The organism is Streptomyces sp. NBC_01197, assembly GCF_036010505.1.
Classification (GTDB): Bacteria; Actinomycetota; Actinomycetes; order Streptomycetales; family Streptomycetaceae; genus Streptomyces.
On record NZ_CP108569.1, the window covers coordinates 942970 to 969109 of the forward strand.

Annotated in this window: 22 protein-coding genes, 1 tRNA gene and 1 pseudogene; 13 read left to right on the top strand and 11 right to left on the bottom strand. The window is 70.0% G+C overall.

Features of this window, described 5'->3' with window-relative positions; all coding sequences use genetic code 11:
- Positions 1 to 230: 230 nt before the first annotated feature.
- Complete coding sequence (locus OG452_RS04215) at positions 231 to 1004, top strand: DUF2127 domain-containing protein (RefSeq protein ID WP_327294253.1); 774 nt, start codon at positions 231 to 233, stop codon at positions 1002 to 1004.
- Here OG452_RS04215 and OG452_RS04220 read toward each other — a convergent pair.
- Positions 994 to 1617 (bottom strand): histidine phosphatase family protein, encoded by a 624-nt coding sequence (locus OG452_RS04220; protein ID WP_327294254.1) that lies wholly within the window; start codon positions 1615 to 1617, stop codon positions 994 to 996. The genes OG452_RS04215 and OG452_RS04220 overlap by 11 nt on opposite strands.
- 226 nt (positions 1618 to 1843) lie before the next feature.
- Positions 1844 to 2095: a hypothetical protein gene (locus tag OG452_RS04225; RefSeq protein WP_405564305.1), complete on the bottom strand. Its 252-nt coding sequence runs from the start codon at positions 2093 to 2095 to the stop codon at positions 1844 to 1846.
- Positions 2096 to 2338: 243 nt separating this feature from the next.
- Here OG452_RS04225 and OG452_RS04230 point away from each other — a divergent pair, with 243 nt between their 5' ends.
- Complete coding sequence (locus OG452_RS04230; RefSeq protein ID WP_327294255.1) at positions 2339 to 3766, top strand: alkaline phosphatase family protein; 1428 nt, start codon at positions 2339 to 2341, stop codon at positions 3764 to 3766.
- A 173-nt stretch (positions 3767 to 3939) separates the two neighbouring features.
- On the opposite strand, the gene OG452_RS04235 is transcribed toward OG452_RS04230, so the two are convergent.
- On the bottom strand, positions 3940 to 4068 hold the full coding sequence (locus OG452_RS04235) for a hypothetical protein (protein ID WP_327294256.1): 129 nt from the start codon (positions 4066 to 4068) through the stop codon (positions 3940 to 3942).
- A 33-nt stretch (positions 4069 to 4101) separates the two neighbouring features.
- Between OG452_RS04235 and OG452_RS04240 the strand changes: the two genes are divergently transcribed.
- Positions 4102 to 4242, top strand: a complete 141-nt coding sequence (locus tag OG452_RS04240; protein ID WP_327294257.1) for a hypothetical protein — start codon at positions 4102 to 4104, stop codon at positions 4240 to 4242.
- Positions 4243 to 4415: 173 nt separating this feature from the next.
- Here OG452_RS04240 and OG452_RS04245 read toward each other — a convergent pair whose 3' ends face one another.
- Positions 4416 to 6458, bottom strand: coding sequence for a hypothetical protein (locus OG452_RS04245; protein ID WP_327294258.1), 2043 nt, complete (start codon positions 6456 to 6458; stop codon positions 4416 to 4418).
- Positions 6459 to 6593: 135 nt separating this feature from the next.
- Positions 6594 to 7100 (bottom strand): HD domain-containing protein, encoded by a 507-nt coding sequence (locus OG452_RS04250; protein WP_327294259.1) that lies wholly within the window; start codon positions 7098 to 7100, stop codon positions 6594 to 6596.
- A 71-nt stretch (positions 7101 to 7171) separates the two neighbouring features.
- On the opposite strand from OG452_RS04250, the gene OG452_RS04255 reads away from it, so the two are divergent.
- The 5 genes and pseudogenes from OG452_RS04255 to OG452_RS04275 form a co-directional block, all read left to right on the top strand.
- Positions 7172 to 7897, top strand: coding sequence for a response regulator transcription factor (locus OG452_RS04255; protein WP_327294260.1), 726 nt, complete (start codon positions 7172 to 7174; stop codon positions 7895 to 7897).
- Positions 7884 to 9968, top strand: coding sequence for a sensor histidine kinase (locus OG452_RS04260; protein ID WP_442809949.1), 2085 nt, complete (start codon positions 7884 to 7886; stop codon positions 9966 to 9968). Before OG452_RS04255 ends, OG452_RS04260 begins: the two co-directional genes overlap by 14 nt.
- A gap of 121 nt (positions 9969 to 10089) precedes the next feature.
- A complete protein-coding gene (locus OG452_RS04265; protein WP_327294261.1) occupies positions 10090 to 10575 on the top strand; it encodes a hypothetical protein in 486 nt (161 codons plus the stop codon).
- Positions 10576 to 10702: 127 nt separating this feature from the next.
- Positions 10703 to 11356 carry a class F sortase gene (locus tag OG452_RS04270; RefSeq protein WP_327294262.1) on the top strand — a complete coding sequence of 218 codons (654 nt, stop codon included), beginning with the start codon at positions 10703 to 10705 and terminating at the stop codon, positions 11354 to 11356.
- Between the two features lie 165 nt (positions 11357 to 11521).
- Positions 11522 to 11950: pseudogene (locus OG452_RS04275) on the top strand (SPW repeat protein); the annotation flags it as partial.
- A 184-nt stretch (positions 11951 to 12134) separates the two neighbouring features.
- Here the strand turns inward: OG452_RS04275 and OG452_RS04280 are convergent.
- The 4 genes from OG452_RS04280 to sucC form a co-directional block, all read right to left on the bottom strand.
- Positions 12135 to 12219 (bottom strand) — tRNA-Leu (locus OG452_RS04280).
- A gap of 204 nt (positions 12220 to 12423) precedes the next feature.
- Positions 12424 to 13965 (bottom strand): aldehyde dehydrogenase family protein, encoded by a 1542-nt coding sequence (locus tag OG452_RS04285; protein ID WP_327294263.1) that lies wholly within the window; start codon positions 13963 to 13965, stop codon positions 12424 to 12426.
- Positions 13966 to 14046: 81 nt separating this feature from the next.
- A complete protein-coding gene (gene sucD / locus OG452_RS04290; RefSeq protein ID WP_327294264.1) occupies positions 14047 to 14955 on the bottom strand; it encodes a succinate--CoA ligase subunit alpha in 909 nt (302 codons plus the stop codon).
- Position 14956: 1 nt separating this feature from the next.
- On the bottom strand, positions 14957 to 16171 hold the full coding sequence (gene sucC, locus OG452_RS04295; RefSeq protein WP_327294265.1) for an ADP-forming succinate--CoA ligase subunit beta: 1215 nt from the start codon (positions 16169 to 16171) through the stop codon (positions 14957 to 14959).
- Between the two features lie 176 nt (positions 16172 to 16347).
- On the opposite strand from sucC, the gene OG452_RS04300 reads away from it, so the two are divergent.
- The 4 genes from OG452_RS04300 to OG452_RS04315 all read left to right on the top strand — a co-directional run bounded on the left by OG452_RS04300 (position 16348) and on the right by OG452_RS04315 (position 22884).
- Positions 16348 to 18030, top strand: a complete 1683-nt coding sequence (locus OG452_RS04300; RefSeq protein WP_327294266.1) for a thiamine pyrophosphate-binding protein — start codon at positions 16348 to 16350, stop codon at positions 18028 to 18030.
- Between the two features lie 12 nt (positions 18031 to 18042).
- On the top strand, positions 18043 to 19272 hold the full coding sequence (gene frc, locus OG452_RS04305; protein ID WP_327294267.1) for a formyl-CoA transferase: 1230 nt from the start codon (positions 18043 to 18045) through the stop codon (positions 19270 to 19272).
- Positions 19272 to 21416: an acetate--CoA ligase family protein gene (locus tag OG452_RS04310; RefSeq protein WP_327294268.1), complete on the top strand. Its 2145-nt coding sequence runs from the start codon at positions 19272 to 19274 to the stop codon at positions 21414 to 21416. The genes frc and OG452_RS04310 overlap by 1 nt, the downstream gene beginning before the upstream one ends.
- A 70-nt stretch (positions 21417 to 21486) precedes the next feature.
- Entirely contained in the window at positions 21487 to 22884 is a 1398-nt protein-coding gene (locus OG452_RS04315) for an OFA family MFS transporter (protein ID WP_327294269.1), read from the top strand.
- A 100-nt stretch (positions 22885 to 22984) separates the two neighbouring features.
- Here OG452_RS04315 and OG452_RS04320 read toward each other — a convergent pair whose 3' ends face one another.
- Together OG452_RS04320 and OG452_RS04325 are read right to left on the bottom strand one after the other, a co-directional pair.
- Entirely contained in the window at positions 22985 to 23662 is a 678-nt protein-coding gene (locus OG452_RS04320; protein WP_327294270.1) for a GntR family transcriptional regulator, read from the bottom strand.
- Between the two features lie 182 nt (positions 23663 to 23844).
- Positions 23845 to 24783, bottom strand: a complete 939-nt coding sequence (locus OG452_RS04325) for a beta-ketoacyl-ACP synthase III (RefSeq protein ID WP_327294271.1) — start codon at positions 24781 to 24783, stop codon at positions 23845 to 23847.
- 277 nt (positions 24784 to 25060) lie between these two features.
- On the opposite strand from OG452_RS04325, the gene OG452_RS04330 reads away from it, so the two are divergent.
- Positions 25061 to 26074, top strand: a complete 1014-nt coding sequence (locus OG452_RS04330; RefSeq protein ID WP_327294272.1) for a 2-dehydropantoate 2-reductase — start codon at positions 25061 to 25063, stop codon at positions 26072 to 26074.
- Positions 26075 to 26140 lie beyond the last annotated feature (66 nt).

Genomic DNA, 26140 nt, shown 5'->3' on the forward strand with positions numbered 1-26140 from the left:
TCGACCGCCTCTGTCTTGATCTCCCGCGCCTCGATGTGTTGCTCTCCGACGCCTCGGTCCCGCCTGCCGTGGTCCTCCCCGGCCTCGTCCCGCCCGCCTGTCGGTGCCCTGTCATCCGGCACATACGATGCCCTGCTACGGTCCGCGCTGGACCGGTCCGGCCGGCCCGCCGCCGGGGACACAGGAACCGACGAGCACGGGGACGACTGCATGAAGACGGGGAAGACCGCATGAAGATCGACTGGGACCGGCGCACCTGCGCACGGCGCGGGCATGTGACATACGCCCCGCAGGAACCTGAACTGGCGGCGCGGCTGCGCGCCGATACGGGGCTCGGCGAGGCCTGGCGCTGCCTGCGCTGCGGAGACTTCGCTCTGGGGGACCCGCACGGAGCGGGCCCCGCGCAGGACGCCCCGCTGGTGCCGCGCGGCAAGGTGCTGCGCGATCTGTTCATCCTGCGCTTCCTCGCGGTGGAGCGCGCGGTGCGCGGCGTGTTCATCGTGCTGGCGGCGGTGGCCGTGTGGAAGTTCAGCAACAGCCAGGACTCGGTGCGCCGGCTCTTCGACGAGAACCTGAACGTCCTGCGCCCGGTGTTCCGTCACTTCAACTACGACCTGGACAACTCGCCCGTGGTCGGCACCATCCAGAAGACCTTCGGCTACAAGCACTCCACGCTGCTGCTCGTAGCCGCGCTGCTGCTCGTGTACGCGCTGATCGAGATCGTCGAGGGCGTCGGGCTGTGGCGCGCGAAGCGCTGGGCCGAGTACCTCACCGTCGTCGCCACCGCGATGTTCCTGCCGCTGGAGATCTACGAGCTGACCGAGAAGATCAGCTGGCTGAAGATCGCCACACTGACGATCAACATCCTCGCGGTGCTCTACATCCTGCTCGGCAAGCGCCTGTTCGGCCTGCGGGGCGGGCACGCGGCCTTCGAGGCCGAGCGGCAGAGCGCCTCGCTGCTCGAAGTGGAGACGACGGCCGGGGTGACGCCCGTCACCCGCTGACGGGCCCCGGGACCTGGTTCCACACGGCGAGGGCGGGCCGGCCGTGTTCGGTACCGATCCGGCTGACCGATGCGGTGTCCAGTCGGAACAGCGCTCCGGCGGAGGCCGGCAGACCGAGGCGGCGGGCGGTCAGCACCCGCAGGAAGTGGGCGTGCCCGACCAGGACGACGTCCCCGCCCTCGCCGTCGAGGTCGGCGTCGCGAAGCGCCACGTCGACCCGCTTGAGCACGCGGTCGGCGCGCTCGCCGACCTGCTGCGGGGTCTCTCCGGGGTGCTCGGGCGGCCCCTCGGCCACTCCGTCGGTCCACAGGTCCCACTCGGGCCGGTCCCGGTGGATCTCGGCGCTGGTGATGCCCTCGTACGCCCCGTAGTCCCACTCGTGCAGGTCGGCCTCGGAGTGGGCGGGCACCAGCCCGGCCAGCTCGGCCGTCCGCCTGGCCCGGGCCAGCGTGCTGGTCAGGGCGAGCGCGATCCGCCGCTCGGCCAGCAGCGGTGCGACCTTGCGGGCCTGCTCCTCACCGGCCGCCGTCAGCGGCAGATCCGTCCAGCTGGTGTGTTTACCGGTGCGGCTCCAGCTGGTCTCACCGTGCCGTACGAGAATCAGCTCTCCCATGACCGCCCTGCCTTTTCGCGTCTGTCACCCCGGGGCGGATGTACTGCCGGTGCCGACGGTGACGTCTTTGTTGATGTTGTACAAGAAGTTGATGTCGTACTAGGGCTTCAGCCTGTCACGACCAGCAAAGATTCCCGCGACGGCGGTCCATCGGTGTGATGTTCGGCGCGCTGCCGCCGCACTTCCCCTCCATCGGAGCGCACCGGACGCGGGCGCGCACCTGGGGTCACGGCTCCAGCGGCCGTCCGATGCGCAGGTTCCACCGTCCGGCCCTGCCGCTCAGCTCGGCCAGGGTCAGCGGCGCCGCGTCCAGCCGCCACAACGTCTGGGCGGCAGGGCCGGTGCGTGCGGTACGGCGGCCCGCACCACGGCAGGTCCGGCCACCGCCGACGTCCGGCCCCTTCCAGCCAGCCGCCGTCCGCCCGGGAGTGCGCCGCACCGGCTGCTCGGCGCCGCACCGGGCCCTGCGGTGACGCACTGACTGTTCCGTCTCCACACGGCGGCGCCCACGGATCCCGCCCGAGCCTGTCCGGGCGGGATCCGTCCGTGTGCGGCCAACGGGTTCCGCCCGTGTCCGAACACCAGGTTCTGGCTTGGCCAAGCGCTTGCCACTCATTGGCCACCTCTTCATCGTTCCACTCCTCCCCACCTCACCGGCCACCCGCAAGAGTTCCGGAGGGGCCTGAAAAATGGCCCGCCCGAGCTTGAGAAGGGGACGTTCATGGCCGAGTTGACGCGACGCAGACTCCTTGGCTCAGCGGCAGGCGCCGTCGCCGGTACCGCGGCACTCTCACTGCTGCCGCCCAGCGTGCAGAAGGCGGTCGCGGCCGGGCCGCCGCGCCACGGCTCGCTGCGCGACATCGAACACGTCGTCATGCTGATGCAGGAGAACCGCTCGTTCGACCACTACTTCGGCACACTGTCCGGCGTGCGCGGCTTCAGCGACCCGCACGCGCAGAAACTGGCCAATGGCAAACCGGTCTTCTACCAGCCCGACTCAATGAACCCGAAGGGCTATCTGCTCCCGTTCCATCTGGACACGCACACGTCGAGCGCCCAGGCCATCCCGTCCACCAGCCACGCCTGGTCCGTGCAGCACGAGGCGTGGAACGGCGGCCGGATGGACCGGTGGCTCCCCGCGCACCGCAAGGCGGACGGACTCAACGGCCCGTACGTCATGGGCTATTACACCCGCGATGACATTCCCTTCCAGTTCGCGCTGGCGGAGACCTTCACCATCTGCGACAACTACTTCTGCTCGGTGTTAGGCCCCACCTGGCCGAACCGGCTGTACTGGATGACGGGCACCCTCGACCCGAACGGCACCCACGGCGGGCCGATCCTGAACAACACGGCCCCCACTCCGTACCGTTGGACGACGTACGCCGAGCGGCTGCAGGCGGCGGGCGTCAGCTGGAAGGTCTATCAGCAGGACGACGACTACGGCTGCAACATGCTGGAGAACTTCCAGACCTTCAAGGACGCCAAGCCAGGCGACGAGCTGTACGAGCGCGGGGTGCGCCCGCACCCGGAAGGCACCTTCGAGGCCGACGCCCGCAACGACCGGCTTCCGGCCGTCTCATGGATCATGCCGACGAGCTACCAGTCCGAGCACCCGGACTACCTTCCGGCGGCGGGCGCGGACTTCGTGGCGCAGAAGATCGAGGCCATCGCGTCCAACCCGAAGGTGTGGGCGAAGACAGCGTTCATCCTCAACTACGACGAAAACGATGGCCTGTTCGACCACGTGGCGCCTCCCACCCCGAAACCCGGTACGACGGACGAGTTCGTCCAGGGCCTGCCGATCGGCGGCGGCTTCCGGGTCCCCGCGATCATCGTGTCGCCCTGGACCGTGGGCGGCTGGGTCGCGGGCGAGCGGTTCGACCACACGTCGGCGCTCCAGTTCCTGGAGCGGTTCACAGGTGTACGGGAGCCCAACATCACCCAGTGGCGCCGCCGTACCTTCGGCGATCTGACCTCGGCCTTCCGCTTCTCCGACGCCCACCAGTACCCGCCGCACCTGCCGGAGGACACGGCCGAGCAGCTGGAGCAGGCGAAGGAGGAGGTGGCCACGCTCCCGAAGCCGACGCTACCGGGGGCCGACCAGAGCTTCCCGCGGCAGGAGCGGGGGCGCCGGCCGCGTACGTAGGCGATGGCGCTTCGTGGACGTCCCCGCGGCTGCCGCCTGAAGTGCGGCAGCCGCCGTGGTCTCCGTGACGGTCACCTGCGACTGTGGTCCGGCGCCTCGACCGCTTGGCTGTGTCCGCGTCGGCCTTGCTGCTGAAGCCGACCTCGCCGATGAGGAGGGCGGCTCGGGCGAGGCTACAGCCCGCGGATCCGCTCCGGGTCGTCGTACAGCTCGTGCCAGGCGGCCGACTGCGTCTCGTCGTCGATGGCGACGACCGACGTACCGGGTGTGATGGTCCGCGTGCGCAGCCCGGTGCCCGGCACCAGTTCGTCGCTGAGCGCAGCGGGCGGGCCGGCGTGCCAGAAGGTGATCGGCGGGGTGGACCAGCCGGCGCCGACTACTTCGGGCCGGACAAGGCCTTCAAGTCCAACCTGGACCGCAGCGCGCGCCGGGCGGCGCGGCGGATGATCCGCCGCGAGGAGGACGTGGACGAGTAGCCCCTACTACGCACGGGGGTCCCGCCGTTACGCCTTTGCGGCGCAGGGCGGGACCTTCCTTCGTTACGGTCCCCTCAGGCAGTGGCCGTGTGAGCGCACCGGCCCGGTGAGCCGTGCGGCAGAGCTGACGGGCGCCCTCTGTCCTGGCTTCACTGGCTGCCTGCGGAGCTCGCTCACCTTCGGCGTTTGTGCCCCTTGCCCATCCCCTCGTGGCCACTCCTCCGGTGGATGCGGCCGACCCGGGCGGCGGGCCCCCGGGCGGCACGGTCCGCTACCTCCTTCAGGTCTTCCATTCCTGCCCGGTCCGGGTGGCCGGAGGCGAGGGCCGGCCTCAGGATCTCCTGGGTGTCTCCACCCTGGCCTGCGAGCATCTCCAGGACACCGTCCTGCCCCGCCGTCTCCACGAGCTGAAGGAGGCTTTCGGCGAGCATGAGGAGGCTTTCAGGCTCGGTGAGATCGCCGGCGTCCAGGACCCGGCGGCGTACCAGAACACTGATCGCGGTCGGCCCGAGCAGCGGGTCGCCCCGCAGGGCGCGGGCCACACGCTCGCCGTCGGGGTGGGCGTCGGTGAGCACCTCCAGCATGGCTTCGGCGCGGGTACGGAAGGGGCAGAAGCGCAGGGCGTCGGTGAGCTGTTCCAGGGCGGCGGCCCGGTCCGGCCGGGCTGAGGTCCAGGCGGTGAGTTCGGTACGGGCCGATTCCGGGTCGTAGTGGTCGGCGAGGACGCCGAGGAGGCCGGCGGCCGGGGCGTGGGTGAGTTCACCGATGAGCGGGGCGTCGCGTCCTTCGGCCAGCAGCCGACGCCGTACGGAGTCGTGGCCGAGGGCGGTGAGGCGGATCAACTCGACGGGCCCGTCGGTGATTTCATCTCGGGATGCGTCGGCGGAGGCCCCCGCGCCGGCAGGGCCGCCGAGCGAGCCGAAGAGTTCGGCCAGTTCGGGCGGCATCCCGGCGGGCGGTTCCAGAACCTCGCCAAGCGGCGCTTCGAGGAAGACCGGCTCGGCCATCCCCTGGAAGCGCTCGACCGCGCCCAGGCCTTCGAGGGCGTCGAGCATGTGGCGCAGGTCACGGTCAATGGTTTCGAGCAGCGTGTCGTGCCCCTCGCCGTAGACACCACGGACCGTATCCCGCAGCCGGGGCCAGGGCATCGGGTACGGGAGGCCGTAAAGGGTGTTGAGGACGTCGGGCACCACCTGTCCGAAGCCAGTGGCGAGCGGGGAAGGGAGGTGCCATCCGCTGCCCGGCGCGACCAGCGGAGCCCGGAGATCGGTGAAGGTGTCGAAAGTGCGACGCCAGAGGGCGAGCGGGTCGTTGACGAGGGCCCGCGCCTTGGCGACGGCGTACATCCGGCCCTCGGCGATCCGTACGGTCCCGGCCTTCTTCGCCCACTCGACGGTGCGGCCGAGTTCCGGCAGTTGGGCCGAGGAGCGGACGCCGTCGCAGCTGTCGCCGGTGTTCAGTGCGGCGACGAGTGACCGGGCGTCCGCGATCCGCAGGTTGCCGGTCGCCGTGACCGGCCTGCCTTCGCTGCCCGCCCAGTCGGTGATGCCGCGCAGCCGGGCCAGAAGCGGGGACTGCGCGGCGAGGGAGCGCAGTTCGTCCTCGGCGGGCAGGGCGACGGGGAGCTGCGGCTCGGCGCGCTGTTCGGTGGCGGGGCCGTGCGTGTCGCGGGCCATGACCTGGTCCAGCAGTTCCTCGTCGTAGGTGACTTCGCCGCGCTGGGCCCGTTCGACGAAGTCGTGGAGTGCCTGTTGGTCGTGTACGTCGGTGCCCTGCTCGGCGGCGGTGGTGAGCCAGAACTTGGCCAGGCCCCAGCGGGTCCGGTCGGCCATCGCGGGCCGGTATCGGGGGATGGCCGCGTCGATGGCCGCGAGGTTTTCGGCGAGAGGGGCGCCGCGTGGGTCGGCGAGCCGCACGGTGTCGAGGTACCGCAGCAGGAGAGCGAGGGTGCCTGGCATATCTCCTGGCTCGTCGCCCGGCAGCAGGGAGACCGTCCTGGGCGACCACTCCAGCAGGAATTCCCCGACGTGCCGGGGCTCCCACAGACCGAGGCGTCCGTCGGGGGTGCCCCGGAAGCGGTAGTCGAGTGCGGACTCGACGCCGAAGCTGTCCATCCGCTCACCGTGCTCGTCCGCCCACCGTCCCATCCGGTGGATCAGGAGCCCGCACGCCGCCTCGAACTCGGTCATCTCCTCGGGCGCGAAATAGAGGCGCACCACAGCGCTCCTGCCTGTCCTGCGATCGTCTTCGCGGAGCACGATACGGGAGGGCGCCATGCCTTTCCGGGCCGCATCGGCCACACCGCACCCGGGCCGTCGTCGGACTGCCGTCGTCCGGGTACCTGCCGGAGCTCAGCCCTCAGCCAGCCCCAGGAGACCGCGCATCCGGGCGTACTTGGCCGTGAGCCGGTCCCTGGTCGCCGCGTCCAGTACGGCCAGCCGCCGCGGGTCGGCGTTGTGCGCGATATCGGATTCCTTGATCAGCAGCGCGCCCGGAACCGCGAGGATCCGGGCCGCGTAGGCCTCCGGGCCCTCCCCCGCCCGCTTGGTCATGGCGAACACCATGTCCTTCACACCGCGCGGCAGCGGCGCCCCCTCCAGCCAGGCCGCGCTCAGCGCACCGTCCTCGACCGAGTCGTGCAGCCAGGCGGCGGCGATCTGCTCATCGGTGCCGCCGCGTACGGCGACTCCTTCGGCGACCGTCGCCAGATGTACGGTGTAGGGCTGCCCCGCCTTGTCGGCCTGCCCGGCATGCACCCGGCGTGCGAGCGCCTCGACCTCGGGCAGGCTCAAGCGACCGTCCGGCTTTCCGCTGTGTGCCGCTCCGGCCGGCTGTCCGGTCTTCTCCCAGTTCACCATGTGCCTTCATGGTAGGCGCCGCCCCGCCGCCCGACGGGGGCGGTTTTCCGAACTCATCTACGATCAACAGCGTGTGCGCACATGTCATCGTCGCTGAAGACGACGAGAAACAGGCCGAACTGGTACGCCGTTATCTGGAACGCGAAGGCCACGCGGTCACGGTGGTGGGTGACGGCCTCGCGGCCCTGGAGGAGGTACGGCACGGAACACCGGACCTCCTGGTCCTGGATGTGATGATGCCGCGCGCCGACGGGCTGGACGTCGTACGGGTTCTGCGGGCCGAGTCAAGGGAGCTGCCGGTGCTCATGCTGACGGCCCGTACCACCGAGGACGATCTGCTGCTCGGGCTCGATCTGGGCGCCGACGACTACATGACCAAGCCGTACAGCCCGCGGGAGCTGATGGCACGGGTCCGCACTCTGCTCCGCCGCTCGCAGCGGTCCGCGGTTCCGGCGCCCGCCGCCGATCCGCTTCTGTCGGTGGGCGCGCTGGTCGTCGATCCGGCGCGGCACTCGGTGTCGGTCGGCGGCCGCCCGGTCGACTGCACCCCGGGCGAGTTCCGGGTGCTGGCCGCGATGGCCGCCGAGCCCGACCGTGTCTTCACCCGGCAGCAACTGCTGGCCGAACTGCACGGCTTCGACCGGTACATCAGCAACCGCACGGTCGACGTACATGTGATGAATCTGCGCAAGAAGATCGAGACGGCCCCACGCAGGCCCGCCCGGCTGCTCACCGTGTTCGGCGTCGGCTACAAACTGACCGACCCGGCGAAGGGGGCCCAACTTGCGTCGCGGTAAGAGGCCCGGTAGCAATCGCGGCAGCGGGCGTGCGCCGCAGCCGGAGCGTGTCCGGCGGACGCGGCTGCCGCTGCGCAAGAGTCTGCTCGGCCGGCTGCTGGCTGTGTCGGCGCTGGTGGCAGCGTGTTCGGTGGTGGCGACCGCCTGGCTCGCCGCACAGACCACATCGGGTGCGATCAAGCAGGAGCAGGGCCAGAACCTCACCGCGGACACCCGCATCTACAACACCCTGCTCGGCTACGCGGCCGCGCATCCCCGGTGGGACGGCGTCGAGGCGACGGTACGCAAACTGGCCCGCCAGTCCGGCCGCCGCATCGCTCTGACCACCGAGAACCACCAGCCCGTCGCCGACTCGGCGGCGGACCGGAAGCCGCCGCCGACGCTGCCCCCACAGGTGTCGGCGGTCGTCGACCCGCTCTCCCTGGACACCACGCTGGCGGCGCGGAGCTCCGCCAAGACCGGCACATCGGCCGACCGGATCGACCCACGGGCGGTCGGCCCGTTCCGGCTGCCCGCGTCGGAGCGCGTAACGCTGAAGCGCGCCGCCGACCACGCCGTGGCCTGCCTCAGCGGCCGCGGGATCGCGTCGGACGTGGTGGAGGGGCCGAGCGGCCGACCCCGTATCCAGCCGGTGGGCAACGACCCGGACCGCACTCTGGGTACGAGGTGCGAGACGGAGGCCCTGGACGCGCCCACGCCGACGGAGCGGAAGGCTCTCACCGCGCTCAACCACCTGGCGGACGCCTGTCTGGACCGCCAGCACCGCCCTGCGATACAGCTGAGCCTGAACCTCTCATGGAACGAGTCGGCCGCCGTGGCCGCGGTCCCCGAGCCGAAGGCGGCCGCGCGGCGATTTCCGGACCCCGGGCCCACTCCCGTACCGCCGACAGCCCGCAACAGCGACGACGACCGGGCCACCGCGTCCTGCGTCGGCACCGCGCGCCGCGAACAGCTCAGCTCGTACGTCGCGTCGCCCGCCCTGCTGTTCATCGGCGACCAAGGCGGGGCCACGGTCCCCGGGTTCAACCTCTCCCCTGCCAACACCGCCCGTATCGCGGGTGTCGCGGCTCTCGTCCTCGCCCTCACCGTCGGCGCTTCGGTACTCGCGGGGGCCCGGCTGGTACGCCCGCTGCACGCGCTCACCAATGCGGCGCAGCGGATGCGCGACGGCGGAAGTTCGGAGCCCGTCGAGGTCACGACGGACAACGAGATCGGGCGGCTGGCGGCCACGTTCAACGACATGTCGGCGCACCGCGCTCGCCTTGAGGAGCAGCGCAAGGCGATGGTGAGCGATGTCGCGCACGAACTGCGCACCCCGCTCAGCAACATCCGCGGCTGGCTGGAGGCCGCACAGGACGGCCTGGCCGAACCCGACCCGGCCTTTGTCTCCTCTCTCCTGGAGGAGGCGGTGCAGTTGCAGCACATCATCGACGACCTCCAGGATCTGTCGGCCGCCGACGCGGGGGCGCTGCGGCTGCATGTGGAGCCGGTACGGATCCAGGACCTCCTGGGCCAGGTCGCGTCGGCCCACCAGGCCCGCGCGGAGACGGCGGGGGTGACCCTGACGGTGACCGGCGCGCCACCGGAGGCACCGGCGCTGGTCCTGGCGGCCGACCCGGTCCGGCTGCGGCAGGCGGTGGGCAACCTGGTCACCAACGCGGTACGCCACACACCGCCGGGCGGACAGGTCACGCTGCGGGTGCGGGGCGGTACGCCTGAACCGGGCGGAGGGCCGGCCACGGATGCGGCCCCCACGGAGGCTGTGGTGGAAGTGGCCGACACCGGTACCGGCATCCCGGCCGAGTATCTTCCGTACGTCTTCGACCGCTTCTGGCGCGCCGAGAAATCACGTAACCGCCGTACGGGCGGCAGCGGCCTCGGCCTGGCGATCGTCCGCAAACTGGCCGAGGCACACGGCGGCACCGCGAGTGCGGCGAGTACGGAGGGAGAAGGCTCGGTCTTCACCCTCAGGCTGCCCCTGGGCCGGCCGGAGACGACAACGGACAGGGACGGCGAGCCGGCCGGGAGAACACAGAGCACTGCGGCTGAAACATCGCCGCCCTCGCCCTGATCCGATGACCACAGCGTCCTGACAGGTTCCTCATAACTGCTTGTCAGTCTGTCGCTGTGCCCGGCGCCTGCTGCGAACCGCAGCCAGGAATCACCAAGGCCGGCTGGAACTGGAGCTGTTCATGTCCCCTCGTCTGTCCCTGCGTACCGCTGTGCTCGCCGCCGTGGCGGTCGGCACGGTGATCGTCCCGTCGACCGCCGCCTTCGCGTCCGACAGCCCCAAGCCCGTTGCCCCCAAGGCTGAGGCATCGGCACCGTCCGCCCATGGCGCCGCCAAGGCCAAGGCGCCCACGGAGGCGGACTTCTCCGCCCGCCACGCCGCGGCCGCCAAGGCTGCGGCGACCAGGCGGCCGACGGCGGCCCCGGTAGGCGCCGTGGCCGCGGGCGACAAGCCCACCCCGGCGGCGGCGCGGGCCGCCGTGGCCAAGCGCATGCGCGCGAGGGCGGCGGCCGCCGCGCCGCAGGGCGCCGTCGCCGCAGGTGAGCGGCCCGCGGGGAACAGCAGCGACACCGCGGCCATCATCGGCTCGGCAGCGGGGGCCGCCCTCCTCTCGGGCGCGGGCACCATCGTGCTGCGCCGCCGCTCCGCCGCACAGCGCAACGGCTGACGCACCCCCAGCAGTGGCGCCGTCCATCACCGGGCGGCGCCACTGCCTGCGTCCCGCGCCCTCATCCCCCGTGTACTCGCCCAGCCCCGCACTGCTCTCCCGCAGCCCTGAACGTCCTGGAGCCCTCATGTCCCGTACGCACCAGCCGATATGGCGATCCGCCGCACTGTCCGCAGCAGCCGTCTGCCTCACCCTGACGGCGCTCACCGGTTGTTCGTCCGGCTCCTCGGACTCAGGGCACAAGTCCACCGGCGCGGCGAGCACCGAGTCGGGCTCCGACGCCGGCAAGAGCACCACAACCGGAGCCAAGACCGACGCCAAGACGGACGCGAAGCAGCCCGCACCCCCGGCGGAGGTGTCGATCCCGTCGATCGGGGTGACGAGTTCGCTGCTGCAGCTCGGCCTCAACGCGGACCGCACAGTCGAGGTCCCGCCGGCGGACAAGGGAATGACGGCGGGCTGGTACACGGGCAGCGCCACCCCCGGCGAACCGGGAGCCGCCGTCCTGATCGGCCACAACGACACCCGCTATGGCAGGGCCGTCTTCCACGACCTCAGGAAGATCCACAAAGGCGCGGACATCGCCGTCCGCAACACCCTGGGAAAGACAGCCCACTTCACGGTCACCAGTACGGAGAGCGTCAGCAAGAAGGCGTTCCCGACCGACAAGGTCTACGGCAAGACCACCGACCGCGCACTGCGCCTGATCACCTGCGACGGATCGTTCGACGCGCAGGGACACCCGGTGAACAACCTGATCGTCTTTGCCACGTTGCGCTGACCGACAGGCCCCTCCCGGCCGTCGTTGCGCCGGGGAGCCAGGACCAGAAATCCCGGGCGTTTTATCTTCTCTATACAAAGCGCCCAAACAGGAGCAAAATGGAACTTGCGCGGCTCAGCCCGTGCACACGCGGTCGGACTTGCAGCAGAGAAGGAGGCGAGTCGCATGGCCGACGTCTCACACACAAGAGGCGATCTAGCAAGCCACCCCGACGTACCCGAAATGCGAGCCCGGTATGACCGGATGCTCGGCGGGCGCGATGTGGTGCTCGTGGACGGGCCGGTGTTCCTGGTCGGCGTGTACTGCGCGGTGTCCGCATGGGTGATCCACTTTTCGAGCACCCAGTCGGCACTGACGACGCACAACCTCATCATGGGCATCGCGATCGCCCTGCTGGGCCTCGGATTCACGACCAGGCCGGAGCGTATGTACGGCCTCAGCTGGGCCATGGTCGTGATGGGCGCCTGGCTGATCGTTGCCCCGTGGATCGTGGGCAGCCACCCGGACAAGGGCATCATCTGGAGCAACGCGGTCATCGGAGGAGTCACCGCCCTGCTCGGGTTGGTGTGCACCGCCGTAGCGGCCAGGCGTAGTCGTACCGCCCACAACGCAGGCACCATGGGTTCCAGCGGAGCAAGCCGCCTCAGTCGCGCACGGCGACCCGACCGTGCCGACTGATGTGACGTCCAGCGAAAACAGGAAGAGACAGAAAAACGAAGAGACGGGTGGTGTGGACCGGACATCCGGTCCACACCACCCGTCTCTTCGTTACTCGAAGTGTCCGAGGGGGGACTTGAACCCCCACGCCCGATAAAGGGCACTAGCACCTCAAGCTAGCGCGTCTGCCATTCCGCCACCCGGACAAGGTGTCTGTCGACCGCGTCGTTCTTCCCCGCGGCGACAAGGACAACAATACCAGGGGTTCGCGGTCGCCTTCACCTGCATTTGCCGTGGTCAGCGGCAGGCCCCACGCGGCGGTGGGCACTCTTCGGTGACACCTCACCACTCTTGACACCATGCGTTACGGGTTGCGCACTACCGGTGTCCGGGGAGGATTCCCAGGGCTGTCACGGCTGTAGCTGGTAGTCCGGGAAGTTGCCCGGCGCGCTCTCCCCGGCCGAGCCCTCGGTCACCGCGTGGACCAGTAGCTCGCCGCCCACGAAGGCGCCGCGCCACGACGCCCCGTGGCCGCCGAAGAGCTCGTCGCGGTCGCCTCGCGAACGTGGCTTGGAGCGACCGACCTTGAAAGCCCGGATCTGCGGGGCCAGCCGCTCGTACGTCTTCGGGTCGTCGGTCGACAGGGAGGCGACCAGCGCTCCGTTGGAGGCGTTCATGGCGGCCAGCAGTTCCGCCTCCGTATCGACCAGGACGATGGTGTCGACGGGGCCGAACGGCTCCGCGTGGAAGAGCGGGGAGGACGGCGGCGGGTTGAGCAGCGTGACCGGCGGAAGGTAGGCGCCGGTGTCCTGGCCGGCGAGGAAGCGGCCGTCCGAGAGGCTTCCCCGGTGCAGCGGGATCGCGCCGCGGTCGATGGCCCCGGCCACCTGGTCGTCCAGTTCCCTGGCCTTCGCCGCGTTGATCAGCGGCCCGAAATCCAGCTCGGGGAGCGGATCCGCGGGGTCCTCGACGGCCAGCGGGTGGCCCGTACGGATGGAGCCCACGGCAGGCAGATACGCCGCCAGGAACGCGTCGAAAGCACTGCGCTGCACGACGAACCGCGGGTAGGCCGTGCACCGCTGCTTCCCGTAGTCGAAGAGCTTGGGAATCACCGAGGAGAGCGCGGACCAGTCCGTGTAGTTCCAGAAGCCCCAGGTGTTGAGCCCCTCCTGTTCGAGGATGTGCCGCTTGCCGAGGTCGGCCACCGCGGTGGCGATCCTCGCTCCCGTGTCACGGCCGCCCACGAACGAGACACACCCGATCTCCGGGGAACGGACCAGGGCCTCGGAGAGTTCACCGCCGCTGCCGCTGACGAGGGTGACCGGAACCCCCTCCCGCGCCGCGAGTGCGCAGGCCAGCGTCAGGCAGGCGACACCGCCGTCGGTCGGTGCCTTGGCGATGACCGCGTTTCCGGCCAGCGCCTGCACCAGCATCGCGTGGACCAGCACCGACATCGGATAGTTCCAGCTGGCGATATTGGAGACCGGGCCTTCGAGCGGGGTACGGCCTTCGGTCATCTCCTCGATGCCGGCGACGTACCAGCGCACACCGTCGATGGCGCGGTCGACGTCGGCCGTCGCCAGCCGCCAGGGCTTGCCGATCTCCCAGACGAGCAGGAGGGCCAGCAGTTCGCGGTGGGCGGTGAGCGCGTCGAGCGTGGCGGAGACCCGGGCCCGGCGTTCGGGCAGCGGGACGTGCCGCCAGACCCGGTGCTGATCGAGGGCGGCCCGTACGGCCTGCTGGGCGGTGGGGGCGTCGAGACGCGGCGGGCCCGAGATACGGCTGCCGTCGACCGGGCTGGTGGCGGGCAGCGCACGCCCGTCGGCCTGCCATGCGCCGTTCCAGAGGTTCAGTACGCGGTCGCCGATGAATGCCTCGGGGGCGACGGCGAGGCAGCGCTGCCAGGCGTCGGCCCAGGAGGTTCCGGGCTTGAGAGTGAGGGTGGGTGCCATCGGTGGGTCTCCGCTCATGAGGGGCGGGGCAGGTGGTGGCTTTCCTGGTGTGCGGCAGCCCTGGCGGGGCGGTCCAGGCGTTCAGAGAACACTCTGCGCCGTGCCCCGGAGGACCGCGAGGCGTGCCTGGACCAGTGCCGCGGTCTCCGAAGGGGTCGAGCCGACGCTCACGCCCGCCGCTTCGAGGGCCGCCTTCTTGGCCTGGGCGGTTCCCGACGAGCCGGAGACGATCGCTCCGGCATGGCCCATGGTCCTGCCCTCCGGAGCGGTGAAGCCCGCGATGTAGCCGACCACGGGTTTGGTGACGTGCGCGGCGATGTACGCGGCGGCCCGCTCCTCGGCGTCGCCGCCGATCTCTCCGATCAGGACGATCAGCTCGGTGTCCGGGTCGTCCTGGAACGCCGCGAGGCAGTCGATGTGCGTGGTGCCGATGACGGGGTCGCCGCCGATGCCCACCGCCGATGAGAAGCCCTCGTCGCGCAGCTCGTACATCAGCTGGTAGGTGAGCGTGCCGGATTTGGAGACCAGTCCGATCCGGCCGGGGGTGCCGGCGATGTCGGCGGGGATGATGCCGACGTTGGACTGTCCGGGGCTGATCAGGCCCGGACAGTTCGGTCCGATGACCCGGGTGCCCCGGTCAGCGGCGTACGCCGTGAAGACCACCGCGTCGTGTACGGGGATTCCCTCCGTGATGACGACGGCGAGGCCGATCCCCGCGTCGGCGGCCTCGGCGACCGCCGCTCCGGCGGAGGGCGGCGGGACGAAGACGACGGTGACGTCGGCGCCGGTGGCCTCGATGCCCTCGCGCACCGAGCCGAAGACGGGGACGGTCACCCCGTCGAAGTCGATTGGCAGTCCGGCCTTGCGGGGGTTGACGCCGCCGACGACGCGTGTCTCCGCGGCGAGCATGCGCCGGGTGTGCTTCATGCCTTCGGCGCCAGTCATGCCCTGGACGAGTACTTTGCTCTCCGCGGTGAGGAAAATGGCCATCTCAGGCTCCCAGGTCGGTGAGGGCGTCGGTGGGCGCGGCATCGGTGGCTGCGGCACTGGTCGGTACGGCACCGGCGGGTACGGCCCCGGCGCCCGCGAGGACGGCCGCCCGGCGTGCCGCGCCGTCCATCGTGGTGGCCTGCTGCACGAGAGGGTGGGCACGGCGGTCGAGGACCGCGCGGCCCGCTGCGGCGCTGTTGCCGTCGAGCCGTACGACCAGCGGCTTGGTCACCTCGACCGACTCCAGGGCCTGGACGATGCCGTCGGCGACCGCGTCGCAGGCGGTGATGCCGCCGAAGACATTGACGAGGACCGACTTCACCTGGGGGTCGGAGAGGACGAGCGCGAGCGCGTCGGCCATCACCCGGGCCGACGCGCCGCCCCCGATGTCGAGGAAGTCGGCAGGCCGGGCGCCGCAGCCGGCGACGACGTCGAGAGTCGACATGACGAGGCCCGCGCCGTTGCCGATGATGCCGACCTGGCCGTCGAGCCGGACGTAGTTGAGCCCCTTGGCCAGGGCCCGCGCCTCCAGCGGGCCCCCGTACGGGTCGGTTTCGTCCACTCCCCAACGCGTCTGCCGGAAGCGGGCGTTGTCGTCGAGGGTGACCTTTCCGTCGAGGGCGAGAAGCCCGCCGCCGGTGGTCCGTACGAGCGGATTGACCTCCACGAGGAGGGCGTCCTCGTGGACCATGACCTGCCAGAGCCGCTGGAGGACCCCGGCGGCCCCGGCCGGCAGGCCCGCGGCGTGTGCGATCGCTTCGGCCTTGGCCTCGGTGACGCCTTCGGCCGGATCGACCGGGATCCTGACCACCGCGTCGGGCCTGGCCGCGGCCGTCTCCTCGATCTCCGTGCCACCGTCGGCCGACCCGATGGCGACGAAGGTCCCCGCCGCGCGGTCGAGGACGTAACTCACGTAGTACTCCGCCTCGATGTCGGCCGGCTGGGCCAGCATGACCTTGTGGACGGGATGGCCCTTGATGTCCATGGCGAGCATCTGGCGGGCGGTCAGTTCCGCTGACGCCGGGTCCGCCGCGAGCTTCACACCGCCCGCCTTGCCCCGGCCGCCGGTCTTCACCTGGGCCTTGACGACGACGCGGCCGCCGAGGAGTTCCGCGGCCGCCCGCGCCTCGCGCGGGGCGGCGACGACGGCCGCGTCCGGTACCGGGATGCCGTGGGCCTTGAAGAGTTCCCTTGCCTGGTGCTCGTACAGATCCATACCCGTACCTGCTCCCTGTGCTGTGAAGGAAAGTGCCGCACGCCCCCTGGACACCACCCACCGGATGAGGGATAACAAGTTCATACAGTATTCGTCGACTGTATGCAATCTGCGCAGAGCTCCAGCGGATCTGGATTACCCGCTGCATCCCCCCTACGAAGGGAACGGACTTCGCTATGCCCGACCCCAGCCAGGACCTCATCTCCGGTGGGCACTTGGTCGCCAAGGCGCTCAAAGCGGAGGGTGTCGACGTCGTCTACACCCTCTGTGGTGGCCACATCATCGACATCTACGACGGCTGCGTGGACGAGGGCATCGAAGTCGTCGATGTCCGCCACGAGCAGGTCGCCGCCCACGCCGCCGACGGCTACGCCCGCATCACCGGCAAGCCGGGCTGCGCCGTCGTCACGGCGGGCCCCGGCACGACCGATGCCGTGACCGGTGTCGCCAACGCGTTCCGGGCCGAGTCGCCCATGCTGCTGATCGGTGGTCAGGGAGCGCTGAGCCAGCACCGGATGGGGTCCCTGCAGGACCTCCCGCACGTCGACATGATGACGCCGATCACCAAGTTCGCCGCCACCGTGCCGCACACCGCACGCGCCGCCGACCTCGTCTCGATGGCCTTCCGCGAGTGCTACAACGGCGCGCCTGGCCCGTCGTTCCTGGAGATCCCACGCGATGTGCTCGACGCCAAGGTGCCGGCCGCACAGGCCCGCGTCCCGGAAGCCGGCCGGTACCGGGCCTCGACCCGCTCGGCCGGTGATCCGGCCGGCATCGAGAAGCTCGCCGATCTCCTCGTCCACGCGGAGAAGCCGGCGATCCTGCTCGGCAGCCAGGTCTGGACGACCCGGGCCACCGAATCGGCGGTCGAGCTCGTCCGTACGCTCAACGTCCCCGCGTACATGAACGGCGCGGGGCGCGGGACACTGCCGCCCGGCGACCCGCACCACTTCCAGCTCTCCCGGCGCTACGCCTTCTCCAACGCCGATCTCATCGTCATCGTCGGCACCCCTTTCGACTTCCGGATGGGATACGGGAAGCGCCTCTCGCCGGACGCCACCGTGGTCCAGATCGATCTCGACTACCGCACGGTGGGCAAGAACCGGGACATCGACCTCGGGCTCGTCGGTGACGCCGGGCTGATCCTGAAGTCCGTCACCGAGGCGGCGTCCGGCCGGGTCAACGGTGGTGCGGTCCGGCGGAAGGCCTGGCTGGACGAGCTGCGGGCCGCCGAACAGGTGGCGATCGAGAAGCGGCTGCCGTCGCTGAGGTCGGACGCCTCGCCCATCCACCCGTACCGTCTGGTGAGCGAGATCAACGACTTCCTCACCGAGGACTCGGTGTACATCGGCGACGGCGGCGACATCGTCACCTTCTCCGGGCAGGTCGTGCAGCCCAAATCGCCCGGCCACTGGATGGATCCGGGGCCGCTGGGGACACTCGGCGTCGGCATCCCCTTCGTACTCGCCGCCAAGAAGGCCCGGCCGGACAAGGAGGTCGTGGCGCTCTTCGGGGACGGCGCCTTCTCACTCACCGGCTGGGACTTCGAGACGCTGGTCCGCTACAACCTGCCCTTCGTCGGGATCGTCGGCAACAACTCGTCGATGAACCAGATCCGTTACGGCCAGGCCCAGAAGTACGGCCCGGAGCGGGAGCGCGTCGGCAACACCCTCGGCGACGTCCGCTACGACGAGTTCGCCCGGATGCTCGGCGGCCACGGCGAGGAAGTCCGCGACCCGTCCGACATCGCCCCGGCGCTGCGGCGCGCCCGCGAATCGGGCAAGCCGTCGCTCATCAACGTCTGGGTCGACCCGGACGCATATGCACCCGGAACCATGAACCAGACCATGTACAAGTAGGGGAGCCCCGCCATGACCAAGGCTCTCGAGGGCGTACGCGTCCTCGACATGACCCACGTCCAGTCCGGCCCCTCGGCCACCCAGCTGCTGGCCTGGCTCGGCGCCGACGTCGTCAAACTCGAAGCTCCGCACGGCGACATCACCCGCAAGCAGCTGCGGGATCTGCCCGATGTCGACTCGCTCTACTTCACAATGCTCAACTGCAACAAGCGCAGCATCACCCTCAACACCAAGTCCGAGCGCGGCAAGGAGATCCTGACCGAGCTGATCCGCCGGTCGGACGTGATGGTGGAGAACTTCGGTCCCGGCGCCGTCGACCGGATGGGTTTCACCTGGGAGAAGATCCAGGAGATCAACCCACGGATCGTCTACGCCTCCATCAAGGGATTCGGTGAGGGCCCCTACACCAACTTCAAGGCGTACGAGGTGGTCGCCCAGGCCATGGGCGGGTCGATGTCCACCACCGGCTTCGAGGACGGTCCGCCGCTCGCCACCGGAGCGCAGATCGGCGACTCGGGCACCGGTATCCACCTGGTCGCCGGGGTACTCGCGGCGCTCTTCCAGCGCGAGCACACCGGCCGCGGCCAGCGCGTCAACGTCGCCATGCAGCACGCAGTACTGAACCTCTGCCGGGTGAAGCTCCGCGACCAGCAGCGGCTCTCCCACGGCCCGTTGGCCGAGTACCCGAACGAGGACTTCGGCGACGAGGTGCCGCGCAGCGGCAACGCGAGCGGCGGCGGGCAGCCCGGCTGGGCCGTCAAGTGCGCGCCGGGCGGCCCCAACGACTACGTGTATGTCATCGTCCAGCCCGTCGGCTGGCAGCCGATCAGCAGACTGATCGGCCGGCCCGAGCTGGCCGATGACCCCGACTGGGCCACGCCGGAGTCCCGTCTGCCCAAGCTCGGCAAGATGTTCCAGCTGATCGAGGAGTGGTCGTCCACCCTTCCCAAGTGGGAGGTGCTCGACCAGCTCAACGCCCACAACGTGCCCTGCGGACCGATCCTCTCCACCAAGGAGATCATCGAGGACACGTCACTCGCCGCGAACGGGATCGTGGTCGAGGTCGAACACCCGGAGCGCGGCACCTTCACCACCGTCGGCTCGCCGCTGAAGCTCTCGGACTCCCCCGTCGATGTGCGTACCTCGCCGCTGCTCGGCGAGCACAACGCGGAGGTGTACGCCGGTGAACTCGGCCTGGGCCAGGAGGAACTGCGGCTGCTGAAGACGGACGGAGTCATCTGATGGGACAGACGGGGCAACAGGACAAGGCGGCGGTACGGGCGGTGCTCGACGCCGCGCTGGCCGGGGGGCGCCGGGCGCTCACCGCGCCGGAGGCAAAGCTGATCGCCGACGCGTACGGCATTCCGGTCCCCGCCGAGGCGCTGGCCGAGTGCGCGGACGAGGCCGTCGCGCTCGCCGACCGGATCGGGTTCCCGGTGGTGCTGAAGATCGTCTCTCCGGACATCGTGCACAAGACGGACGCGGGCGGGGTGCGGGTCGGGGTGCGATCGGCCGCCGAGGTGCGGACCGCCTTCACCTCGATCGTCTCCAACGCCCGTGCGTACAGCCCCCAGGCGGACATCAAGGGCGTCCAGGTCCAGCAGATGGTGCCGGCCGGTACCGAGGTACTGGTCGGCACCGTCACCGACCCGACCTTCGGCAAGATCGTGGCCTTCGGCCTGGGCGGGGTGCTGGTGGAGGTGCTCAAGGACATCACCTTCCGCCTCGCGCCCGCCTCGCGCGACGACGCGCTGTCGATGCTGGACTCGGTCCGGGCCGCCGAAGTGCTCCGCGGGGTGCGCGGCGGGGCGGCCGTGGACCGCGCGGCGCTCGCTTCGCTGATCACCGGGGTCTCCGGACTGGCCGCGGACTTCCCGGAGATCGCCGAGATCGACCTCAACCCGGTCTTCGCGTCCGAGGACGGCGTGATGGCCGCCGACGTACGGATCCTGCTGGACCCGTCGCCCGTGACACCCCGGCGCACCTACAGCCGCGCAGAGATCCTCACCTCGATGCGCCGGCTGATGGAGCCGCGATCGGTCACCGTCATCGGCGCTTCCAACGAGGACGGCAAGATCGGCAACTCGGTGATGCGCAATCTCGTCGACGGCGGTTTCGCCGGGGAGATCCACCCGGTGAACCCCAAAGCCGATGACATACTCGGCCGTAAGGCGTACAAGAGCGTGATGGATGTTCCCGGTGAGCCGGATGTGGCGGTCTTCGCGATCCCCGCGAAGTTCGTCGCGGCCGCCCTCGAAGAGGTCGGGCGCAAGGGCATACCGAACGCCGTGCTGATCCCGTCCGGCTTCGCCGAGACCGGTGAACACGCCCTGCAGGACGAGATCGTGGCGGTCGCCGAACGGTACGGGGTCCGGCTGCTCGGTCCGAACATCTACGGCTACTACTCGACGTGGCAGGACCTGTGTGCCACGTTCTGCACGCCGTACGACGTCAGGGGCGGGGTCGCGCTCACCTCGCAGTCCGGCGGGATCGGCATGGCCATCCTCGGGTTCGCCCGTACGACGAAGACCGGCGTCTCCGCCATCGTGGGGCTCGGCAACAAGTCGGACCTGGACGAGGACGATCTGCTCACCTGGTTCGGCGAGGACCCGCACACCCAGTGCATCGCCATGCATCTGGAGGACCTCAAGGACGGCCGGGCGTTCGTCGATGCGGCACGGGCGACCGTGCCGAAGAAGCCCGTCGTGGTGCTGAAGGCGGGCCGCACCAGTGCGGGCGCCAGGGCAGCGGGGTCGCACACCGGGGCGCTGGCCGGTGACGACGCGGTGTACGAAGACATCCTGCGGCAGGCGGGGGTCATCCGGGCGCCGGGGCTCAACGACATGCTGGAGTACGCGCGTGCGCTGCCCGTGCTGCCCACACCCCGGGGCGACAACGTCGTCATCATCACCGGGGCCGGGGGTTCGGGGGTGCTGCTCTCGGACGCGATCGTCGACAACGGGCTGTCGCTGATGGAGATCCCGCCGGATCTGGACGCGGCGTTCAAGGCGTTCATCCCGCCGTTCGGGGCCGCCGGCAACCCCATCGACATCACCGGCGGCGAGCCTCCGGCGACCTACGAGGCGACGATCCGGCTCGGCCTGGAGGATCCGCGGATCCATGCGCTGGTGCTGGGCTACTGGCACACGATCGTCACTCCCCCGATGGTCTTCGCGGAGCTGACCGCGCGCGTCGTCGCGGAGTTCCGGGCACGGGGCATCGAGAAACCCGTCGTGGCGTCGCTGGCCGGCGACGTCGAAGTCGAGGAGGCCTGCCAGTACCTCTACGAGCGGGGAGTCGTCGCGTACCCGTACACCACGGAGAAACCGGTGGAGGTACTCGGCGCGAAGTACCGCTGGGCCCGGGCGGCCGGGTTGCTCGGCTGACCCCGGCTCCGCGGAGCGAAAGGTTTGGACAGGGGGCGCTGGCCAGTTCTTTCGAGACCAAGGGGACCTGATGAGTACAGGGAACGAACGGTCGGCGGCCGGGTCGGTCGCGTACCGGGAAGTGTCGGACAGCAAGGGCCGCGTCTACCGCGTGGGCGAGACGGACCGGGATCTCCTGGGCCACTCGCGCAAGCTCATGGTGTATCTGCCGTGGGTCGCGATGATGGCCATCAGCGTGTCGGAGTACGCATACGGTTCGGCCGAGGACACTCTCTCCTCGGCTCATGGGTGGACGCAGAGCAACACCTTCTGGATTCTGAGCGTCTGGGTGTTCTTCCAGGCGGGCATCGCCTTCCCCGCGGGCTGGCTGCGGGAGAGGGGGATACTCAACGCCCGCCGGGCTACAGTTCTCGGCTCCGTTCTCTGTCTCGTCGGTTTCGTCGCACTCGCCCATCTCGACAATGTCTTCCTGGCGATCTGCGGCTTCGGCGTCATCGGCGGACTCGGCTCGGGCCTCGTCTACGCCACCTGTATCAACATGGTCGGCAAGTGGTTCCCCGAACGGCGTGGTGCGAAGACGGGGTTCGTCAACGGCGGATTCGCCTATGGGTCGCTCCCCTTCATCTTCATCTTCAACTACGCCTTCGACACCTCGAACTGCGCCGAGGTGCTGGATCTGATCGGTGTCTATGTGCTGATCGCCGTGGTGATCTGCGCGTGGTTCTTCAAGGACCCGCCGAAGAACTGGTGGCCGGCAGAGATCGACCCGCTGAACTACACCGGAAACCGGAAGAGTGCACGGAGCCTGGCCAAGAATCCGCCCGCGGTGAAGCAGTTCACCCCGATGGAGGCCATCAGGAGCGGCATGCTCCCGTTGATGTGGGTAACCGTGGTCATGACCGCCGGTGTGTCGATATTCGGCATCTCCTTCCAGGTCGACTTCGCGAAGCAGGTGGGCTTCGGCCCGCTGGTCGCGGCCACGTCCATGGGGTTGATGGCGGTCGTCAACGGCGTCGGCAGGGCGGTGGTGGGATGGCTCTCCGATCTGTGGGGACGGAAGCTCACCCTGTTCTTCGTCATACTCGTCCTGGGCCTCGCGCAGTTCGGTGTGATCTGGGCCGGTGACATCCACAGCGAGTGGTTGTTCCTGGTCTTCGCGTTCCTCTCCGGATTCGGCGGCGGTGCGTTCTACCCGATGTTCGCGGCCCTGACCCCGGACTACTTCGGAGAGAACTACAACGCCACCAACTACGGCCTGGTGTACAGCGGAAAGCTGGTCAGCGGACTGTTCGGCGGCGGGCTGGGCTCGATGGTGGTGGACGCCTGGGGGTACAACGGCGCGTACGCACTCGCCGGGGGCATCTCCATGGTGGCGGCGGCCATCGCGCTGCTGCTGAGGCAGCCGGGGCGGCCACGTGCAGCCGACATCGCTCCGAACCCGCTGCCGGTCAGCAGGGAAGCCGTCTGATCCTCACCATCGTCGGAGTGCGGAACGGCGCAGCGCAGCAAGTGGCCCTCCACACGGCTCGGTTCGAGCCGCGCGGAGGGCCGCTGCGGCGTACGGGCGTTCAGTCCTTCTCGCGCTGGTGGTAGGTCGTGCGGGTGTGTTCCGTGTGCGCCTGCATGACCGCTGTCGCGGCCTGCTCGTCCCGTGCCGAGATCGCCGCGATCAGCGCCCTGTGCTCGGTCCAGGACTGGGTGCCGCGCTGTCTGGCGACCGGCTGGTAGTACCAGCGCACCCGGCGGTCCACCTGCCCCGCCAGCTCCGACAGGACGACGTTGCCGGCCAGTTCCATGACCTTGGCGTGGAACTCGGCGTTGGTCGCCACGGCCAGTTCCACGTCGTCGTCGGCGACCGCCCGCTCGCCCTTGGTGCACAGCTTCTCCAGCGCGGCGATTCCCGCGGACCCGGAGTTCGCCGCGGCCAGCCGTGCGGCCTCCGCCTCCAGGAGCGTACGGACCGAGAGCAACTGGTCGGCCTCCCGCTCGGTGGGCTCATGGACGAACGCGCCCTGTGCGGGGCGCAGATCGACCCACCCCTCGGTGTTGAGCCGCTGCAGCGCTTCGCGCACCGGCTGGCGGGAGACGCCGAGATGTCCTGCGAGTTCACTCTCGACCAGATGCTGGCCCGGGGTCAGCGCCCGGGTGGTGATGAGTTCGAGCAGCGCCTCGTACACCCGCTCACGCAGCGGTCCCGGCCGCTCCAGCTTCGGTACGGTCCCTTGCGGCAGTCCTGTGGACAACATCAACGTCCCCCTTCTGACCCGGAGGGGCCAGCGGCGTGTCGGCGGAGAGCAATTGGCTATCGTCTACAGTCTACCGAGCGCAACGGGCCGCAACCGGACCACCCGGCACCAGTGACGTAGCCCTCACCCGGCCCCTCGCCCGCCCCTCGCGACCGGAGCCCGGCGTCGCGGCCGGCGGGGCGTCACGGGCAGCGGATGACCTGACCCGCGTACGAGAGATTTCCGCCGAAGCCGAAGAGCAGGACCGGCGCGCCGGACGGAATCTCCCTCCGCTCCACCAGCTTGGACAGGGCCATCGGGATGCTGGCCGCCGATGTGTTGCCGGAATCGACCACATCGCGGGCGATCACCGCGTTCACCGCGCCGATCTTGGCGGCGACCGGCTCGATGATCCGCAGATTGGCCTGGTGCAGCACGACGGCGGCCAGCTCCTCGGGGGTGACCCCCGCCTTCTCGCAGACCTTGCGGGCGATCGGGGGCAGCTGGGTGGTGGCCCAGCGGTAGACGGACTGCCCCTCCTGGGCGAAGCGCGGCGGCGTCCCCTCGATCCGCACGGCGTCCCCCATCGTGGGGACCGATCCCCACAGCACCGGGCCGATGCCGTCCTCCGCACAGCCCTCGACCACGGCTGCTCCCGCACCGTCCCCCATCAGGACACAGCTGGAGCGGTCGGTCCAGTCGGCGATCTCCGTCATCTTGTCGGCGCCGATCACCAGAGCGCGCTCGGCAGAGCCGGCGCGTACCGCGTGGTCGGCGATGGCCAGGGCGTGGGTGAAACCCGAGCAGACGACGTTGACATCCATGGTCGCGGGCGAGCCCATGCTCAGCTTGACGGCCACCCGCGCGGCCATGTTCGGCGAGCGGTCGATCGCCGTGGAGGTCGCGACGAGGACGAGGTCGATCTCTCCCGGCGCGAGTCCGGCGGCGGCGAGAGCCTTGGCTCCTGCCTGGGCAGCGAGTTCGTCGACCGGCTCGTCGGGTCCGGCGATGTGGCGGGTCCTGATGCCCACCCGGGTCCGAATCCATTCGTCGCTGGTGTCGACAAGGGCGGCGACATCGTCGTTGGTGAGCACCTTGGCCGGCTGGTAATGGCCGAGTGCGGCGATGCGTGTTCCGGTCATGCCCGGGACCCCTCTGCTGCTGATGTCAGGAGTCCTCCAGTCTCGTCAGCGACTCACGGGTACGACGGCATGTAAAGCAACAGGATTCGGGCGTTCCTCTTGGAGGCTTCGGATCACCGCCGGGCGTGGACCGGGCGGCCGCGGCGGGCGGGGAAAGGCCGCCCCACCTCTTGTCGACCGAAGCCCCATACTGTACACACTATTTTGTAGACAGAATATGAGCACTCCGAGTGATCACCCGGTTTCCATCGGTACCTCGACCGAACGGAGAGCCCCCGTGAAAGTCGCAGTTCTCGGCGCCGGAGCAATCGGCGCCTATGTCGGAGCCGCGCTGCACCGCGCCGGCGCCGATGTCCATCTGGTGGCCCGTGGACCGCACCTGACGGCCATGAGGCGGGACGGAGTTCACGTCCTGAGCCCGCGCGGTGACTTCACCGCACGGGTCCACGCCACGGACGACCCGGCAGCCGTCGGCCCGGTCGACTATGTCTTTCTCGGCCTCAAGGCCAACTCGTACGCTGCGTGCGGGCCGCTCGTCGAACCACTGCTCCAGCCGCACACCGCGCTGGTCGCGGCCCAGAACGGCATCCCCTGGTGGTACTTCCACCGGCACGGCGGCCCGCACGAGGGCCACCGCATCGAGAGCGTCGACCCCGGCGGTGCGGTCAGCGCCGTCCTGCCACCGGAACGCGCCGTCGGCTGCGTCGTGTACGCGGCGACGGAGCTGGCCGGGCCCGGGGTGGTCCGGCACCTGGAGGGAACCCGGTTCTCCATCGGTGAGCCGGACCGCTCGACTTCACGGCGCTGCCTGGACTTCAGTGCCGCCATGACGGCGGGCGGTCTCAAGTGCCCCGTCGAGGGCGACCTGCGCAAGGACATCTGGATCAAACTGCTCGGCAACATCTCCTTCAACCCGCTGAGCGCCCTCACCCGGGCGACCATGCGTCAGATGTGCGTCCACCGCGACACCCGCAGGGTCATCGAGGTCATGATGACCGAGACGCTCCAGGTCGCCACCGCGCTCGGCAGCCGCCCCGACATCTCCATCGAGAAGCGGCTGGCCGGTGCGGAGCGGGTGGGCGACCACAAGACCTCCACGCTCCAGGACCTGGAGAAGGGCAAGCCGCTCGAACTCGACGTGCTGCTGGCGGCGGTGGTCGAGCTGGCCGGGGTGACCGGTGTGCCGGTGCCCACGCTGCGGACCGTGCACGCCATGGCGGACCTGCTGGGCCGGTCGGCGATCGCGCCGGCCGCACCCGCCACGACGAACGCGACCACCACGACCACCTGATCCGGCCCGGCCGGCCCGCGAATCCCTTGCGAGGGGCTTCCGTTCGGCTGCGGCCTACAGGATACT